Here is a 14954-nt window from a genome sequence, read left to right on the forward strand (position 1 = left end):
ACTCGAACTCGCGACCCCGACCTTGGCAAGGTCGTGCTCTACCAACTGAGCTATTCCCGCTTTACAACTTGTTGCTCATCCAGCCTTGGCCGGATGTCGACGCCTTTCTTTAACGATCCCGTCGCAACCGGACCGTAGAATTTGGAGCGGGAAACGAGACTCGAACTCGCGACCCCGACCTTGGCAAGGTCGTGCTCTACCAACTGAGCTATTCCCGCAATGGCGTCCCCTAGGGGACTCGAACCCCTGTTACCGCCGTGAAAGGGCGGTGTCCTAGGCCACTAGACGAAGGGGACGCGGCCCGGAACTTACAACAGCTTTGACGCTTTCTTCCGGCTTCTCCGCTTTGCCTTAGGCATCGCGTCGAAGTGGCGCGCATTCTAGGGAGGCTTTCGACACCCGTCAACCCTCTATCAAAAACTTTTTAAAATCAAAGACTTCTGCTCAAAATTTGATCCACCTCTATTAGCTTTCGAGGCAAGTCACTACACTCGGGCGAATCTGACAAGAACATCGGAGCCCCTGCAGATGTCGCCACTCGTGATCACCCTGTTGATCGTTGTCGGTATCGTCATTCTCATCGTCATTGGCTACATCAACCACCTGGTGGAAAACAGCAAGCTGGAGAAAGCCCGCCAGAAGGCCGACCTCAGCGACCGCATCCGTCGTTGTGCCGACCTATCCGAAACCCTGCCGGGACAAATGGTCTCCCCTGCCCTCAAGCTGCTGCTCACCCGCCTGCAACTGCAGCTGGGCGAGCGCCTGCTGCAAGTGGACAAACGCGACGCCGCCCTCAAGGTGCATCTGGAGCAACTGCGCGCACTGGCGGGCCAGGGCGAATCCATCCCGGTGGCGAATGCGCCGCAGAAGATTCAGAGCGAAGCCAAGGCCAAGGAAGTCCGCTTCCAGCTGGAAACCCTTCACGGCCAGATCACCCGCGCCGCCCAGGACGGCCACCTGCCCGCCCCGGAAGCGAAGAACTGGGGCAAGGAAATCCGCGACATGCTGGTGCAGCTGCACGTCGAGTTCTTCACCAACCTCGGCCTGCAGGCTCTGCAGGAAAACCAGCCGCGCCAGGCCCGCCTGGCCTTCGAACGCGGCGTCCAGTACCTGCAGAAGCAACCCGACCCGGCGCGTTACCGGAACCAGCAGCAACAACTCAAGGCACAGCTCGCTCGGGCCAATGCCCTGGTGCTGGAGTCCGCCCAGCCCGAGGCCGACGAACCCAGCACGCTGACCGAAGGTCTGAAGTCATTGGATGATGACAACGACTGGAAGAAGAAGAACATCTACGACTGATCCGCTCAGACGAGGACCTCCCGATGAGCCCAACCCTCTACGGTGCCCCGCTGTCCCCCTTCGTGCGCAAGGTACGCCTCTACCTGCTGGAGAAGGGCCTGGACTACCAACTCGAAATCGTCACCCCCTTCGGCCAACCCGCCTGGTTCCGCGAGCTGAGCCCGCTGGGGCGGATTCCGGCGATGCGCGACGGTGACGTGACCCTCGCTGACTCCAGCGTCATCTGCCAGTACCTGGAGGAGAAGCATCCTCAGCTCGCCCCGCTGTACGGCCGTGATGCCGAGGAGCGCGCACGGGTGCGCTGGCTGGAGAAATATTCGGACTATGAAGTGGCGCCGCTCGCCACCTTCGGTGTGTTCCGCAACCGCGCGCTGAAACCCACCATGGGCCAACCCTGCGATGAAGCCGCGGTGCAGGCCGCACTCACCGACAAGCTGCCACCCCACTTCGACTACCTGGAAAAAGCCCTTGGCAGTGCCGAGTACTTCGTCGGCGAGCGACTGACCATGGCGGATCTCGCCTTTACCACGCAGTTGATCAATATGGAGCACGGCGGCGAGCGCCTGGACGCCGAACGCTGGCCACGACTGGCTGCGCACTACGAGCGCATCACCGCGCGGGACTCGGTGCAGGCCGTGGTGCCGGGGGAGCAGAAGATACTGGCCAAGCTGAGCGGCCGCGCCTGAAGGCCCTCACTGTCTCTATGAAGAAGCCCGGACCAGTCCGGGCTTTTTCTTTGCAGCGCAGCCCTACAGACGGACCTCGATCGCGCGGGACCTGTAGGGTGGATGTCGCTTCTTACATCCACTAACGAGGCCACTCCGAACTCCGCTGGCGGACATGAAAGGCGATGTCCGCCCTACGAAATGCGCTGTCAGCAGTCGGTCAGGCGCAGGAAGATGGCCGCCAGTCGTTCGATGCCGGCCTGGTCCTCTGCGGTGAAGCGCGACGTCTTGGGGCTGTCCAGGTCGAGCACTCCAATCAGGCGATCCTCCTTGATCAGGGGCACCACCAGCTCGCTGTTGGACGCGCTGTCGCAGGCGATATGCCCGGGGAAGGCATGCACGTCTTCCACGCGCTGGGTCTCCCGGGTACGCGCCGCGGCGCCGCAGACGCCACGGCTGAAGGGAATCCGCACGCAGGCCACCTTGCCCTGGAAGGGGCCGAGCACCAGCTCCTCGTTGCGGTTGAGGTAGAAGCCTGCCCAGTTCAGGTCCGCCAGCTCGTTGAAGAGGAAGGCGGAGAACTGCGCGCTGTTGGCGATGAAGTCGCGCTCGTCGGCCAGCAGGGACTCCAGCTGGGCGGCCAGCAGCGCATAGCCGGAAAGGCCGGCGCCAGCCTGTTGTAGGTCGATCATTTGGAAGACTCCAGCAAAGCCAGCCCGACCCAATGGCGGGCGAATTGATAGGCACAACGTCCGTTGCGGTTGCCGCGCCCCAGGGCCCAGCGAATCGCCAGTTTTTCCAGCTCCTCGGTCCACTCCCAGTCCAGCGCGGCGGGCTTGGCCAGCACGCCGACCCAGTGGCGCACCACGGCGAGGAAATGGTCCTGGGTGAAGGGATAGAAGGACAGCCAGAGGCCGAAACGGTCGGACAGGGCGATCTTGTCCTCCACCGCCTCGTTGGGATGCAACTCGCCGTCGACCATCTCCCAATGCTCGTTGTCGCTCTGCTTCTCCGGCACCAGGTGGCGGCGGTTGGAGGTGGCATAGAGCAGCACGTTGTCTGGCGCGCGCTCCAGGGAACCGTCCAGCACGCTTTTGAGCACGCGGTAGTCGCCCTCGCCCGCCTCGAAGGACAGGTCGTCGCAGAACAGCACGTAGCGTTGCGACTGACTGGCCAGTTGCTCCACCACGCGCGGCAGGTCGGCCAGGTGGTCGCGCTCGATCTCGATCAGGCGCAGCCCGGCGCCCGCATGCTCGGCCAGCAAGGCCCGCACCAGGGAGGATTTGCCGGTACCGCGGGCGCCCCAGAGCAAGGCATGGTTGGCCGGCAGGCCGTCGACGAACTGGCGGGTGTTGCGTGCTAGCTGCTCGCGCTGGGTGTCGACGCCGATCAGGTCGACCAGGGACAGGTCCAGGCTCACCGCCAGCGGCTGCAGGTAGCCGCTGCGGCCCTCACGGTGCCAACGCGCGGCGAGGCAGTGTTGCCAGTCGATGGCAGGACGGGTCGCCGGCAACAGGGGTTCGAGGCGAGCCAGCACGGCATCGGCACGCTCGAGAAATGCATTCAAACGGGAATCCACGGTCAACTCCTTGGCTCAGCCGCAGTCACCAGGCACTGCTGGCAGACCGGATAGGCTATGCTTGGCAGGCCCTCGGAACAAGGCCAATCCCACCTCCAATGGATATTCCGCTGACTCAACGGCTGTCGTTCAAACAGGCCAGCCTGACGGTTCTGGTGGCGTTCATTCTCGGGACCGTCCTGAGCATCATCCAGGTGGCCAGCGACTACCTCAACGAGAACGCCTCGATCGATCGGGAGATCAAGGCTCTCCTCGAGATCGCCCACAGTCCCGCCGCCCGGATCGCCTACAACATCGATGCCGAACTCGCCCAGGAACTGGTGCTCGGCCTCCTGCGCTCGCCGGCGGTGATACGCGCCGAGATCATCGACAACAACGGCGCGGTGCTGGCCAGCGTCAGCCGACCCCGCGCCGAGAGCGACTTCCGCATATTCAGCGACTATCTGTTCGACGAGCGCCGCGAGTTCGAGGACCCGCTGTACATCATCCACGCGCCCAACGAGACCCTCGGCGTATTGCGCCTGGAAGTGGACACCTTCGCCTTCGGCAACCACTTCCTGCGCCGCGCCATGCTCACCCTCCTCAGCGGTTTCGTGCGCAGCCTGCTGCTGTCGCTGATCCTCCTGGTGCTCTTCTACAGCATGCTGACCAAGCCTCTGGTGGGGCTGATCCGCGCCCTCAGCGAGCGCGACCCGCGCGCCGCGCCTGACGCCAAACTGCCCTGCCCGCCCGGCCACGAACAAGACGAGATCGGCGTGCTGGTGGAAGTGATCAACCGGCAGCTGGCCAGCCTTTCCGCCGAGATGCATCAGCGCCGGGAAGCCGACCAGCGCCTGACCCAGTACCTCGCCGAGCTGGAGAACATCGTCTCGGCACGCACCGCCGAATTGAAGGCCGCCAACAGCCGCCTCAGCCGCTACAACCAGGAGCTGGAAGTGGCTCGCAGCACGGCACTGGAGATGGCCAAGGCGCGCGCCGCCTTCCTCGCCAACATGAGCCACGAGATCCGTACGCCACTCAACGGCCTGCTGGGGATGCTCGACCTGGCCCTGGACGGCCCGCTGAGCAACGAGCAGCGCCGCCAGCTACAGATCGCCCACGACTCGGGCAGCGTGCTGGTGGAACTGCTCAACGACATCCTCGACCTGTCCAAATTCGAGGCCGGCCAACTGGAACTGGAGCAGATTCCCTTTGACCTGGGCACCCTGGCCGAAGACACCGCCAACCTGCTGTCGCAGAACACCTCGCCCGGCGTGGAACTGACCTGCCTGATCGACCCGCAGCTGCCGGGGCTGGTGATCGGCGACCCGACCCGGGTGCGCCAGGTGGTCAGCAACCTGCTGTCCAACGCCCTCAAATTCACCCGCATCGGCCGTGTCGACCTGCGCGTCGCCCCCAGCCCTGGCGGCGTGCTGATCAGCGTCCGCGACACCGGCATCGGCATCTCCGCCGAATCCCTGCCAAAGCTGTTCCAGCCCTTTTCCCAGGGCAGCGCGGGGATCACCCGGCAATTCGGCGGCACCGGCCTCGGCCTGGCCCTGACCCGCCACCTCTGCGAAGCCATGCAGGGCCAATTGGACGTCAAGTCCCAGGAAGGCCTTGGCAGCCTGTTCAGCGCCGAGCTGCCGCTGGTGGAGCACAGCCCGCCGGAGCCGCGCTCACCCCTGCAGGGCAAGGTGGTCGCCCTGTGCAGCGCGAAAAGCGGCCTGGCCGAGCTGCTCGGCACCTGGCTGCCGCGGTGGCATCTCGACTTCGAGCGGCGCGACAGCGATGCCAACCTGGCCGGCGCGCAGGCCGACCTGCTGATCAGTGACGATCCGGACGGCCTGGAAAGCATGCGTCGCACCGTCCAGGCACCCGTCCTGCTGGTGACCGGTTACGGCAGCTTCCTGCCGGCGCCACGCGCGGCAACCCTGACGCCCCTGCACCAGCTGGCCCGACCGCTATCACGCGCGGCGCTTTATCAGGCCCTGCGGCGGGTACTGCTGCAACTGCCGGAAGAGGCGCCCACAGCGCCTCCGCCAGCGCCCGAGCCACAGCACCGAAACGCGCGCGTGCTGCTGGTGGAGGACAACGCGGTGAACCAGCTCGTGGCCAAGGGCATGCTGGCCAAGCTGGGTTGCGAAGTGCTGCTGGCCGGCCACGGCGCCGAGGCCCTTAGCCGCCTGGAGCAAAACCCGGTCGACCTGGTGCTGATGGACTGCAACATGCCGGTAATGGATGGCTACGAAGCCACCCGCCGCATCCGCCAGAGCGGGCGCTGGCCGGACCTGCCGATCATCGCCCTGACCGCCAACGCCCTGCCGGACGAACGCGAACGCTGCCGCGCCGCCGGCATGGACGACTACCTGGCCAAACCCTTCCGTCGGGAAGAACTGGTGGCCCTGCTCGACAGCTGGCTGCCCGCTACTCAGGCAACCCCATGAGCTGACCCAGCAGCTCGCCGAGGCGCTCGCGCAGTTCCGCCATCTCGTTGAGGTCCAGGCCGCTCGAGCAGATCAGTTCGTTGCGCAGCGGCATGACCTTGTCCCGCAGGCCCGCGCCCTCCTCCGTCAGCGCCAGGTGCACCTCGCGCTCGTCGTGGGCGGCGCGCTGACGCCGTACCAGGCCGAGCTGCTCCAAGCGCTTGAGCAGCGGCGTGAGGGTGCCGGAATCCAGCAGCAAGCGCTCGCCCAGGGCCTTGACCGTAGGCTGCTCCGGCGGCCGGCCGTGCCACTCCCAGAGCACCAACATGACCAGGTACTGCGGGTAGGTCAGGCCAAGGGGCTCCAGCAACGGCCGATAGCCACGGATCACCGCGCGGGAGGCGGCGTACAGCTTGAAGCAGAGCTGGTTGTCCAGCAGCAGCTCGGGCTCGATGGACAGCTTGCTCATTTCAGCAGGGCTTCGATCTCGGCAGTGATCTCTTCCGGCTTGGTGGTCGGCGCGAAACGCTTGATCCGCTGGCCGTCCTGACTGATCAGGAACTTGGTGAAGTTCCACTTGATGCCTTGGCTACCCAGCAGACCCGGGGCGCGCTTCTTCAGCTGCACGTAGAGCGGGTGGGCATCGGTGCCGTTGACGTCGATCTTCTTGAACAGCGGGAAGCTGACGCCGAAGTTCAGTTCACAGAACTCACTGATGGCGCCCTCGTCGCCCGGCTCCTGCTTGCCGAACTGGTTGCAAGGAAAGCCCAACACTACCAGGCCCTTGTCCTTGTACTGCTGCCAGAGGCTTTCCAGCCCCTTGTACTGCGGGGTGAAGCCGCACTTGCTGGCCGTATTGACCACCAGCAAGGCCTTGCCGCCGAAGTCCGCGAGAGTCTTCTGCTCGCCTTTGATGGTGGTAACGGGGATATCGAGAAGCTTGTCGCTCATGGCCTGGACCTGTTCTGGGAAAGGATGACAGACAAAAGATAGTCATCAATTAAATTGCGTGCAATTTAAATTTCGGGACTTCCACGCCAGGCACAGGTAGGAGCGAGCTTGCTCGCGAACAGCCTTGCGAGCCTTCGCGAGCTTGCTCGCTCCTACAGGAAAGGCATTCAGCGCGGTTCGAGCTTCAGCGACACCGAATTGATGCAGTAACGCAGGCCGGTGGGCCGCGGGCCGTCGGGGAAGACATGGCCCAGGTGCGCATCGCAGCGGGCGCAGCGCACTTCGATGCGCTGCATGCCGTGGCTGGAGTCCTCGCGTTCCGCGATGACATCCTTGCCCACCGGCTGGAAGTAACTCGGCCAACCACTACCGGAATCGTACTTCGCGTCGGAATCGAACAGCGCCTCGCCGCAGCAGGCGCAGTGGTAGATGCCCGGGGTCTTGGTGGCGTAGTACTCGCCGGTGAAGGCTCGCTCGGTACCGCCCAGGCGGCAGACGTGGAACTGGGTGTCGGAAAGCTCCTCGCGCCAGGTTTCCAGGGGTTTCTCTAGCTTGTCCATGACAGTCCTCGGCAGTGTTAAAAAAGCCCGGTCCCGACCTTTTCGGGCCATCGGGCCGCACGTATCATGCGCGATTCATCAGACGCCAGTCTGGCAGCGGCGTTACAGGCTGCCAAGGCGCATCGATCCCCGTCGCCCGGCGCGACCCTTTTCATCTCGGGACAGTTACGCATCATGCAGGTCAGCAAATCGAACAAGCTCGCCAACGTCTGCTATGACATCCGCGGACCGGTGCTCAAGCACGCCAAACGCCTGGAAGAGGAAGGCCATCGCATCCTCAAGCTGAACATCGGCAACCCGGCGCCGTTCGGTTTCGAGGCGCCTGAGGAAATTCTCCAGGACGTCATTCGCAACCTGCCCACCGCCCAGGGCTACAGCGACTCCAAGGGCCTGTTCAGCGCGCGCAAGGCCGTGATGCAGTACTACCAGCAGAAGCAGGTGGAAGGCATCGGCATCGAGGACATCTACCTCGGCAACGGTGTGTCAGAGCTGATCGTGATGTGCATGCAGGCGCTGCTCAACAACGGTGACGAGGTGCTGATCCCGGCGCCGGACTATCCGCTCTGGACCGCCTCGGTGAGCCTCGCTGGCGGCAAGCCGGTGCACTACCTGTGCGACGAGCAGGCCAACTGGTGGCCGGACCTGGAAGACATCAAGGCCAAGATCACCCCGAACACCAGGGCCATGGTGATCATCAACCCGAACAACCCCACCGGCGCCGTATATTCCAAGGAAGTGCTGGAAGGCATGGTGGAACTGGCGCGCCAGCACAACCTGGTGCTCTTCTCCGACGAGATCTACGACAAGATCCTCTACGACGGCGCCGTGCACATCTCCACCGCCTCGCTGGCGCCGGACGTGCTCTGCCTGACCTTCAACGGCCTGTCCAAGTCCTACCGCGTGGCCGGCTTCCGCTCCGGCTGGGTGGCCATCTCCGGGCCCAAGCAGAAGGCCCAGAGCTATATCGAAGGCATCGACATCCTGGCCAACATGCGCCTGTGCGCCAACGTGCCGAGCCAGCATGCGATCCAGACCGCCCTCGGCGGCTACCAGAGCATCAATGACCTGGTGCTGCCCAACGGCCGCCTGCTGGAACAGCGCAACCGCGCCTGGGAACTGCTCAACGACATCCCCGGGGTCAGCTGCGTCAAGCCCATGGGCGCGCTCTACGCCTTCCCGAAGATCGATCCCAAGGTCTGCCCAATCCACAACGACGAGAAGTTCGTGCTCGACCTGCTGCTCTCCGAGAAGCTGCTGATCGTCCAGGGCACGGCCTTCAACTGGCCCTGGCCGGACCACTTCCGCGTGGTCACCCTGCCCCGCGTCGACGACCTGGAGCAGGCCATCGGCCGCATCGGCAACTTCCTCAAGTCGTATCGCCAGTAACGGCCAATGGACCTGCAGATCGACGACTTCTACAAGGACTGCGCCGCCGGCTTGCTGCAGCTGTATCAGGCCTTCCCGCGGCGCATAGCCCTCTACGTGGAAGACCTGATCGGCCCGTCCGAGCCGGACGAGTTCGGCCTGCCCAGCAAGCGCCACGAGAGCTGCCTGGGCGCCCTGCTCTGGCTCGCCGACGAGGGCTACCTGCGCTTCGACAGCAGCATCCGTTTCGAGGCCCTGGACCAGGCGGTCCTGACCGAAAAGGGCTTTCTCCGGCTGTCCCGTTCGATATCCGCCGCACTAACCACCCCTGAAGCCCTGCCCGCCAGCATCCTGCGGGTCCGCGCCAGCCTTGCGCAGCAGCTGCGCGAGGCCCTGCGCAGCGCCGACAGCGAACGCCTCGCGTACCTGACTCGTCTAGTCTTCGAAAGTGAAGCAGTCGCGGCAGGCGACATAGTTTGAAATAGTCCCTGGTTGAATACGCCAGGGCGGCCCCTTATATACCCCGCATACCAAAACGCTTTCCGCCGTGAGGAGATTGTTCCAATCATGATGCGCATTCTGTTGTTCCTGGCCACGAACCTTGCAGTACTGGTGATTGCCAGCATCACCCTGAAACTGCTGGGGGTGGACCGTTTCACGGGCCAGAACTACGGCAGCCTGCTGGTTTTCTGCGCCGTGTTCGGCTTCGCCGGCTCGCTGGTCTCGCTGTTCATCTCCAAGTGGATGGCGAAGATGGGCACCGGCACCGAAATCATCACCCAGCCGCGTACCCGCCACGAACAATGGCTGCTGCAGACCGTCGAGCAGTTGTCCCGCGAAGCCGGCATCAAGATGCCCGAGGTCGGTATCTTCCCCGCCTACGAGGCCAACGCCTTCGCCACCGGCTGGAACAAGAACGACGCGCTGGTGGCGGTGAGCCAGGGCCTGCTGGAGCGCTTCTCGCCCGATGAAGTGAAGGCCGTGCTGGCCCACGAGATCGGCCACGTGGCCAATGGCGACATGGTCACCCTGGCGCTGATCCAGGGCGTGGTGAACACCTTCGTGATGTTCTTCGCGCGTATCTTCGGCAACTTCGTCGACAAGGTGATCCTGAAGAACGAAGAAGGCCCGGGCATCGGCTACTTCATCGCGACCATCTTCGCCGAACTGGTGCTGGGCATCCTGGCCAGCATCATCGTCATGTGGTTCTCGCGCCGCCGCGAGTTCAAGGCGGACGAAGCCGGCGCCAGCCTGGCCGGCACCAACGCCATGATCGGCGCCCTGCAGCGCCTGCGCGCCGAACAGGGTGTGCCGGTGCAGATGCCTGACAGCCTGACCGCCTTCGGCATCAACGGCGGCCTGAAGCACGGCCTCGCCGGCCTGCTGATGAGCCACCCGCCGCTGGAAGACCGCATCGAGGCCCTGCGCCACCGCGGCTGAAACGATTCACACTGGACTTGGGCGGCCCATGGGCCGCCCTTTTTTTGCCCGCGCAAAGGCCCTGTGGGGGCGAATTCATTCGCCAAGCAGGCCGCAGGCCTGCCTTTTCTACCGCCGACGCAGCCTGAACACCGGCTCATGCAGGCTATCGAGCCCGCGGGAGGCGAACTTCCAGTTCTTCTCCAGCACGTCGCGACGCTCCAGCATCTCCACCTCCCAACCCGCCTCCAGGTGTCGGCGCACTTCGGCTTCCGGTACTGAGAACGGCGGCCCGTCCAGACGGGCCTGCTCGTAATCCAGGGTGACCAACAGTCCATCGCAGGGTGACGGGAGAATGCGTTCCAGATGCGCCACATAGTTGTCACGCATACCCGGCGGCAGGGCGATCAGCGCCGCCCTGTCGTAGAGCGCCCGGCAATCGGCGACATCGGCAGCGGTCACCGCGAAGAAATCCCCCTGGAGAATCTCGATGGTACCCGCCCTGTAGCGACGCAGACTCCCGTGCTGCGACACCTCGTACCCAGACCCCTGCTCGGCGAAGAAGTCCTCCACCGCGCGCTCCGCCAGCTCCACGCCCAGCACCCGATGGCCCTGCCCGGCCAGCCAGAGCATGTCCAGGGTCTTGCCACACAGGGGTACCAGCACCTGGCAACCGGCGGGCAGTTGCAGCTGCGGCCAGTAACGTTCGAGGTAGGGGTTGGTCTCGCGCTGATGGAAACCGATCTGATTCTCCGCCCAGCGCGCCTGCCAGAATTGCTCGTCCATGATTCCTCCATCAATTCGATCAAATAGCTCAAATATTTATACTGGAAATCGATATATCCAGCCCGGATGATGCCCGCATCCTACCGGAGGAATTCCGAAATGCTACCCAGCCTCTTTATCTCCCACGGCTCCCCCATGCTCGCCCTGGAACCCGGGGCTAGCGGCCCGGCGCTCAAGGCCCTGGCCGATGCACTGCCGCGGCCCAAGGCGATCCTGGTGGTCTCCGCCCACTGGGAAAGCGACCGCCTGCTGCTCAGCGGCGGCGCCCATCCGGAGACCTGGCATGATTTCTACGGTTTCCCACCAGCGCTCTACACCGTGCAGTACCCAGCCCCCGGCGCGCCGGAACTGGCCAGGGAAATCGCCGACCTCCTGACCGAAGCCGGCCTTCCCGCCGGAGTCGATGCGGAGCGCCCCTTCGACCATGGCACTTGGGTCCCGCTGTCGCTGATGTACCCGGATGCCGATATCCCGGTGGTCCAGCTGTCGCTGCCCACCCGCCTCGGCCCGGCTTTCCAGACTCGCGTCGGCCGTGCCCTGGCCGGCCTGCGCCAGCGCGGCATCCTGCTGATCGGTTCCGGCAGCATCACCCATAACCTGGGCGAACTGGACTGGCGTGCCGGCCCGGACGTGATCACGCCCTGGGCCAAGGAGTTCCGCGACTGGATGGCGGCACACCTGGAGGCGGACGACGAAGCCGCCCTGCACGACTATCGGCGCCAGGCGCCCCACGCGGCTCGCAACCACCCGCGGGACGAGCACCTATTGCCGCTCTACTTCGCCCGCGGCGCCGGTATCCGCTTCGGCCTGGTACACAGCGGCTTCACCCTGGGCGCGCTGGGGATGGATATCTACCGGTTCGACTAGATACCGGGCATTCCCGTTGTAGGGGCGAATTCATTCGCCAAGGGCTGCGCAGCAGCCCCATTGGGCATTGCAAGGCAGACCTGCGGCCTGCTTGGCGAATGAGTTCGCCCCTACAGTGCATCTCAGCAGCCCTTTACAGACGCCCATGAAAAAGCCCCGCAATGCGGGGCTTCTTCGTTTCCAGCCGGAGGATCAGTCCTCGCGGTAACGGCGCAGCTTCAGCTGCTTGCCGGCGACGCGAGTGTCCTTAAGCTTGCCCAGCAGGCGGTCGAGGCCTTCTTCCGGCAGCTCGACCAGGCTGAAGGTTTCGCGGATCTGGATACGCCCGATGGCCTCACGAGCGATACCGCCCTCATTGAGGATGGCGCCCAGCAGGTTCTTTGCGGCGATGCCGTCGCGGGTCCCCAGGGCAGTACGGCAACGCACGCGGCCTTCGGCCAGCGGCATCGGTGCACGACGCTCACGGTACTCACCACGCTCGCCACCTTCACGCTCGCGGCGCTCGCGGGGCTGGGCGCTTGGCACCAGGGGCTGCTCGCGTTCGACATCAGCAAGGTTCAGTGCCTGGGCATTGGTGGCCTTGCGCAGCAGCGCTGCGGCCAGGGCACGCGGGCTGCAACCGATATCGGCGATCAGGCGGTCAAGCAGTTCGCCGTGGCTGGCTTCAGCGTCGGCCACCAGCGGGGTGAGGCTGGCGGTGAGCTTCTTGATGCGCGCGTCCAGCACCTGCTGGGCATTGGGCAGACGCACCTCGGCCACTTTCTGGCCAGTAACGCGCTCGATCACCTGCAGCATGCGGCGCTCGCGCGGAGTCACCAGCAGCAGGGCGCGGCCGTCGCGGCCGGCTCGGCCGGTACGGCCGATGCGGTGTACGTAGGATTCCGGGTCGTAGGGCATATCCACGTTGAACACGTGGGTGATGCGCGGTACGTCAATACCACGAGCGGCGACGTCGGTGGCGACCACGATGTCCAGGCGGCCGTCCTTCAGCGACTCGATCACTCGCTCGCGCTGGTTCTGGGCGATGTCACCGTTCAGCGCAGCGGCCTTGTACCCCTTGGCTTCCAGGGCGCTGGCCAGGTCCAGGGTGGCCTGCTTGGTGCGCACGAAGGCGATCAGCGCGTCGAATTCCTCGACTTCCAGCAGGCGCAGCACGGCACCGGTCTTCTGGTCGGCGTGGACCATCAGGTGGGCCTGCTCGATGCGCGCCACGGTCTGGGTCTTGGCAGCGATCTTGACGTGCTGCGGGTTCCGCAGGTGGCGCTCGGCGATCGAACGGATCGACGGCGGCAGGGTAGCGGAGAACAGCACGCTCTGACGGCTTTCCGGGAGGGCTTCGAAGATCACTTCGAGGTCGTCCATGAAGCCGAGCTTGAGCATCTCGTCCGCCTCGTCCAGCACCAGTTGCTGCACGGTGGCGAGGACCTTGTCGTCACGACGCAGGTGGTCGCAGAGACGGCCGGGGGTGGCCACGATGACCTGGGCGCCCTGGCGCAGGGCCTTGAGCTGCGGGCCCATGGGCGCGCCGCCGTAGACGGCGACCACGTTCAGGCCGGGCATCTGCTTGGCGTAGGTTTCGAAGGCGGTGGCGACTTGCAGTGCGAGCTCGCGGGTCGGTGCCAGGATCAGCGCCTGCGGCTCTCGTTTGGCCGGATCGATGCGCGACAGGATCGGCAGCGCGAAGGCTGCAGTCTTGCCGGTGCCGGTCTGGGCCTGGCCAATCATGTCGTGGCCGGCGAGGATCACCGGAATCGACTGGGCCTGGATGGGGGACGGCTCTTCATAGCCGACCGCCGTAATGGCGGCCAGAACATTGGGATGAAGGCCGAGCGCGGCGAAGGTGCCGAGTTCCTGGGTCATGGGTCTGCCTCAATGTGCATCCGCAAAGACCCTTGTTCCATGGCTGCACATGCCGTGAAGGACCTTGTGGGTCACCCTGGCAGCCTGGTAGAGAATTTGCGAGAACGCTTTTTTGGAATGGATGAATCGTCAAGGGTAGTCCGCACGGCGGACTTGCAGCCGAAGGCAAAGTGCCTCGGGATAAACGCAGTACTTGAACGGAGCCGAAGATTGGCCGGCGCGCATAATACAGGAAAATTCTTCCCAGCGTGCAGGTTTTTCCGTGGCCACAGTTCGACTCTGCCGGACGGTGTCCGGTAATGGACAAGGCCCCGGCGCGGGTCTATATCCCACCTGCCCACTCGCCATTCCCACGAGGAAAGCCCCTATGTCCCTCAGCTCCACAGGCTGCGTCAGCCGCGAAAAACGCGGCCATATCATGCTGATCGGCCTTGACCGTACACCCAAGCGCAACGCTTTCGACCAGGCCATGCTGGACGACCTGGTGCTGGCCCTCGGTGAGTGCGAACGGGACGACAACGTTCGCTGCGCGCTGGTCTTCGCCCATGGCGAGCATTTCACCGCGGGGCTGGACCTGGCCAGCGTTGGCGACACCTTCAAGCAAGGCTGGAAGTTGCCATCAGGCGCCATCGACCCCTGGGGCACTTTCGGCGGCAACCGCCTGACCAAGCCGCTGATAGTCGCAGTGCAGGGCTACTGCTACACCATTGGCATCGAGCTGATGCTGGCGGCGGACATCAACCTCTGCGCCAGCAATACCCGCTTCGCCCAGATGGAAATACAACGCGGGATCTTCCCCTTCGCCGGGGCCACGCTGCGGCTGCACCAGGTAGCGGGCTGGGGCAACGCCATGCGCTGGCTGCTCACCGGGGATGAGTTCGACGCCCATGAGGCCTACCGACTGGGGTTGGTCCAGGAAGTGCTGGCCAGCGAAGACCTGATGCCACGCGCCATCTGGCTGGCCGAACGAGTGGCGGCCCAGGCGCCGCTGGGCGTGAAGGCCACCCTGGCGTCGGCCCGCCAGACGCTGGATCAAGGGGAAAGGGTTGCCGCGGCGGCACTGCAACCGGTGGCCCAACGACTACTGAACACGGAGGACGCTGCGGAAGGGTTGCGGGCGATGCAGGAACGGCGGGAGGGGCATTTCAAGGGCAGATAACCGCTCTTCTCCTGTGGGGGCGAATTCATTCGCTATGCA

Annotated in this window: 14 protein-coding genes, 2 tRNA genes and 1 pseudogene; 8 read left to right on the forward strand and 9 right to left on the reverse strand. The window is 64.6% G+C overall.

The window, feature by feature from the left end; translation table 11 throughout:
- Positions 1-142 precede the first annotated feature (142 nt).
- Positions 143-218 (reverse strand) — tRNA-Gly (locus tag E8F12_RS05650).
- 2 nt (positions 219-220) lie between these two features.
- Positions 221-296 (reverse strand) — tRNA-Glu (locus E8F12_RS05655).
- Positions 297-528: 232 nt separating this feature from the next.
- Between E8F12_RS05655 and E8F12_RS05660 the strand changes: the two genes are divergently transcribed.
- Together E8F12_RS05660 and E8F12_RS05665 are read left to right on the forward strand one after the other, a co-directional pair.
- On the forward strand, positions 529-1299 hold the full coding sequence (locus E8F12_RS05660; protein ID WP_280324308.1) for a hypothetical protein: 771 nt from the start codon (positions 529-531) through the stop codon (positions 1297-1299).
- Positions 1300-1322: 23 nt separating this feature from the next.
- On the forward strand, positions 1323-1985 hold the full coding sequence (locus E8F12_RS05665) for a glutathione S-transferase family protein (protein WP_280324309.1): 663 nt from the start codon (positions 1323-1325) through the stop codon (positions 1983-1985).
- Between the two features lie 188 nt (positions 1986-2173).
- On the opposite strand, the gene E8F12_RS05670 is transcribed toward E8F12_RS05665, so the two are convergent.
- Complete coding sequence (locus tag E8F12_RS05670; protein ID WP_280324310.1) at positions 2174-2656, reverse strand: GAF domain-containing protein; 483 nt, start codon at positions 2654-2656, stop codon at positions 2174-2176.
- Positions 2653-3543 carry an ATP-binding protein gene (locus E8F12_RS05675; RefSeq protein ID WP_280324311.1) on the reverse strand — a complete coding sequence of 297 codons (891 nt, stop codon included), beginning with the start codon at positions 3541-3543 and terminating at the stop codon, positions 2653-2655. The genes E8F12_RS05670 and E8F12_RS05675 overlap by 4 nt, the downstream gene beginning before the upstream one ends.
- 98 nt (positions 3544-3641) lie before the next feature.
- On the opposite strand from E8F12_RS05675, the gene E8F12_RS05680 reads away from it, so the two are divergent.
- The gene (locus E8F12_RS05680; RefSeq protein ID WP_280324312.1) at positions 3642-5969 is read left to right on the forward strand and encodes a response regulator; all 2328 of its coding nucleotides are present in this window, start codon (positions 3642-3644) and stop codon (positions 5967-5969) included.
- On the opposite strand, the gene E8F12_RS05685 is transcribed toward E8F12_RS05680, so the two are convergent.
- From E8F12_RS05685 to msrB, 3 genes are all read right to left on the reverse strand, one after another.
- Positions 5950-6417, reverse strand: a complete 468-nt coding sequence (locus tag E8F12_RS05685) for a MarR family transcriptional regulator (protein WP_280324313.1) — start codon at positions 6415-6417, stop codon at positions 5950-5952. The two genes, E8F12_RS05680 and E8F12_RS05685, sit on opposite strands and share 20 nt — an antisense overlap.
- Positions 6414-6899, reverse strand: a complete 486-nt coding sequence (locus tag E8F12_RS05690; RefSeq protein ID WP_280324314.1) for a glutathione peroxidase — start codon at positions 6897-6899, stop codon at positions 6414-6416. The genes E8F12_RS05685 and E8F12_RS05690 overlap by 4 nt, the downstream gene beginning before the upstream one ends.
- Before the next feature lie 167 nt (positions 6900-7066).
- Complete coding sequence (msrB, locus tag E8F12_RS05695; protein WP_280291825.1) at positions 7067-7459, reverse strand: peptide-methionine (R)-S-oxide reductase MsrB; 393 nt, start codon at positions 7457-7459, stop codon at positions 7067-7069.
- A gap of 174 nt (positions 7460-7633) precedes the next feature.
- Here msrB and E8F12_RS05700 point away from each other — a divergent pair, with 174 nt between their 5' ends.
- From E8F12_RS05700 to htpX, 3 genes are all read left to right on the forward strand, one after another.
- Positions 7634-8845 carry a pyridoxal phosphate-dependent aminotransferase gene (locus tag E8F12_RS05700; protein WP_280324315.1) on the forward strand — a complete coding sequence of 404 codons (1212 nt, stop codon included), beginning with the start codon at positions 7634-7636 and terminating at the stop codon, positions 8843-8845.
- A gap of 6 nt (positions 8846-8851) precedes the next feature.
- Positions 8852-9304 (forward strand): hypothetical protein, encoded by a 453-nt coding sequence (locus E8F12_RS05705; RefSeq protein WP_280324316.1) that lies wholly within the window; start codon positions 8852-8854, stop codon positions 9302-9304.
- Positions 9305-9391: 87 nt separating this feature from the next.
- On the forward strand, positions 9392-10264 hold the full coding sequence (gene htpX / locus E8F12_RS05710; protein ID WP_280324317.1) for a protease HtpX: 873 nt from the start codon (positions 9392-9394) through the stop codon (positions 10262-10264).
- A gap of 108 nt (positions 10265-10372) precedes the next feature.
- Here htpX and E8F12_RS05715 read toward each other — a convergent pair whose 3' ends face one another.
- Positions 10373-11029, reverse strand: a complete 657-nt coding sequence (locus E8F12_RS05715) for a thiopurine S-methyltransferase (protein WP_280324318.1) — start codon at positions 11027-11029, stop codon at positions 10373-10375.
- 99 nt (positions 11030-11128) lie between these two features.
- Here E8F12_RS05715 and E8F12_RS05720 point away from each other — a divergent pair, with 99 nt between their 5' ends.
- Positions 11129-11896 (forward strand): class III extradiol ring-cleavage dioxygenase, encoded by a 768-nt coding sequence (locus E8F12_RS05720; RefSeq protein WP_280324319.1) that lies wholly within the window; start codon positions 11129-11131, stop codon positions 11894-11896.
- A gap of 192 nt (positions 11897-12088) precedes the next feature.
- Here E8F12_RS05720 and E8F12_RS05725 read toward each other — a convergent pair.
- A pseudogene (locus tag E8F12_RS05725) lies at positions 12089-13805 on the reverse strand (DEAD/DEAH box helicase).
- Between the two features lie 318 nt (positions 13806-14123).
- Here E8F12_RS05725 and E8F12_RS05730 point away from each other — a divergent pair.
- Complete coding sequence (locus E8F12_RS05730) at positions 14124-14915, forward strand: crotonase/enoyl-CoA hydratase family protein (protein ID WP_280324320.1); 792 nt, start codon at positions 14124-14126, stop codon at positions 14913-14915.
- Positions 14916-14954 lie beyond the last annotated feature (39 nt).

The organism is Pseudomonas sp. BN102 (assembly GCF_029871245.1).
Lineage (GTDB): Bacteria > Pseudomonadota > Gammaproteobacteria > Pseudomonadales > Pseudomonadaceae > Metapseudomonas.

Excerpts from the sequence above, each read along its gene's own strand:
- E8F12_RS05660 (WP_280324308.1), top strand. The coding sequence starts at position 529 with ATGTCGCCACTCGTGATCACCCTGTTGATCGTTGTCGGTATCGTCATT.
- E8F12_RS05665 (WP_280324309.1), top strand. The coding sequence starts at position 1,323 with ATGAGCCCAACCCTCTACGGTGCCCCGCTGTCCCCCTTCGTGCGCAAG.
- E8F12_RS05670 (WP_280324310.1), bottom strand. The coding sequence starts at position 2,656 with ATGATCGACCTACAACAGGCTGGCGCCGGCCTTTCCGGCTATGCGCTG.
- E8F12_RS05680 (WP_280324312.1), top strand. The coding sequence starts at position 3,642 with ATGGATATTCCGCTGACTCAACGGCTGTCGTTCAAACAGGCCAGCCTG.
- E8F12_RS05685 (WP_280324313.1), bottom strand. The coding sequence starts at position 6,417 with ATGAGCAAGCTGTCCATCGAGCCCGAGCTGCTGCTGGACAACCAGCTC.
- E8F12_RS05690 (WP_280324314.1), bottom strand. The coding sequence starts at position 6,899 with ATGAGCGACAAGCTTCTCGATATCCCCGTTACCACCATCAAAGGCGAG.
- msrB (WP_280291825.1), bottom strand. The coding sequence starts at position 7,459 with ATGGACAAGCTAGAGAAACCCCTGGAAACCTGGCGCGAGGAGCTTTCC.
- E8F12_RS05700 (WP_280324315.1), top strand. The coding sequence starts at position 7,634 with ATGCAGGTCAGCAAATCGAACAAGCTCGCCAACGTCTGCTATGACATC.
- E8F12_RS05705 (WP_280324316.1), top strand. The coding sequence starts at position 8,852 with ATGGACCTGCAGATCGACGACTTCTACAAGGACTGCGCCGCCGGCTTG.
- htpX (WP_280324317.1), top strand. The coding sequence starts at position 9,392 with ATGATGCGCATTCTGTTGTTCCTGGCCACGAACCTTGCAGTACTGGTG.
- E8F12_RS05715 (WP_280324318.1), bottom strand. The coding sequence starts at position 11,029 with ATGGACGAGCAATTCTGGCAGGCGCGCTGGGCGGAGAATCAGATCGGT.
- E8F12_RS05720 (WP_280324319.1), top strand. The coding sequence starts at position 11,129 with ATGCTACCCAGCCTCTTTATCTCCCACGGCTCCCCCATGCTCGCCCTG.
- E8F12_RS05730 (WP_280324320.1), top strand. The coding sequence starts at position 14,124 with ATGTCCCTCAGCTCCACAGGCTGCGTCAGCCGCGAAAAACGCGGCCAT.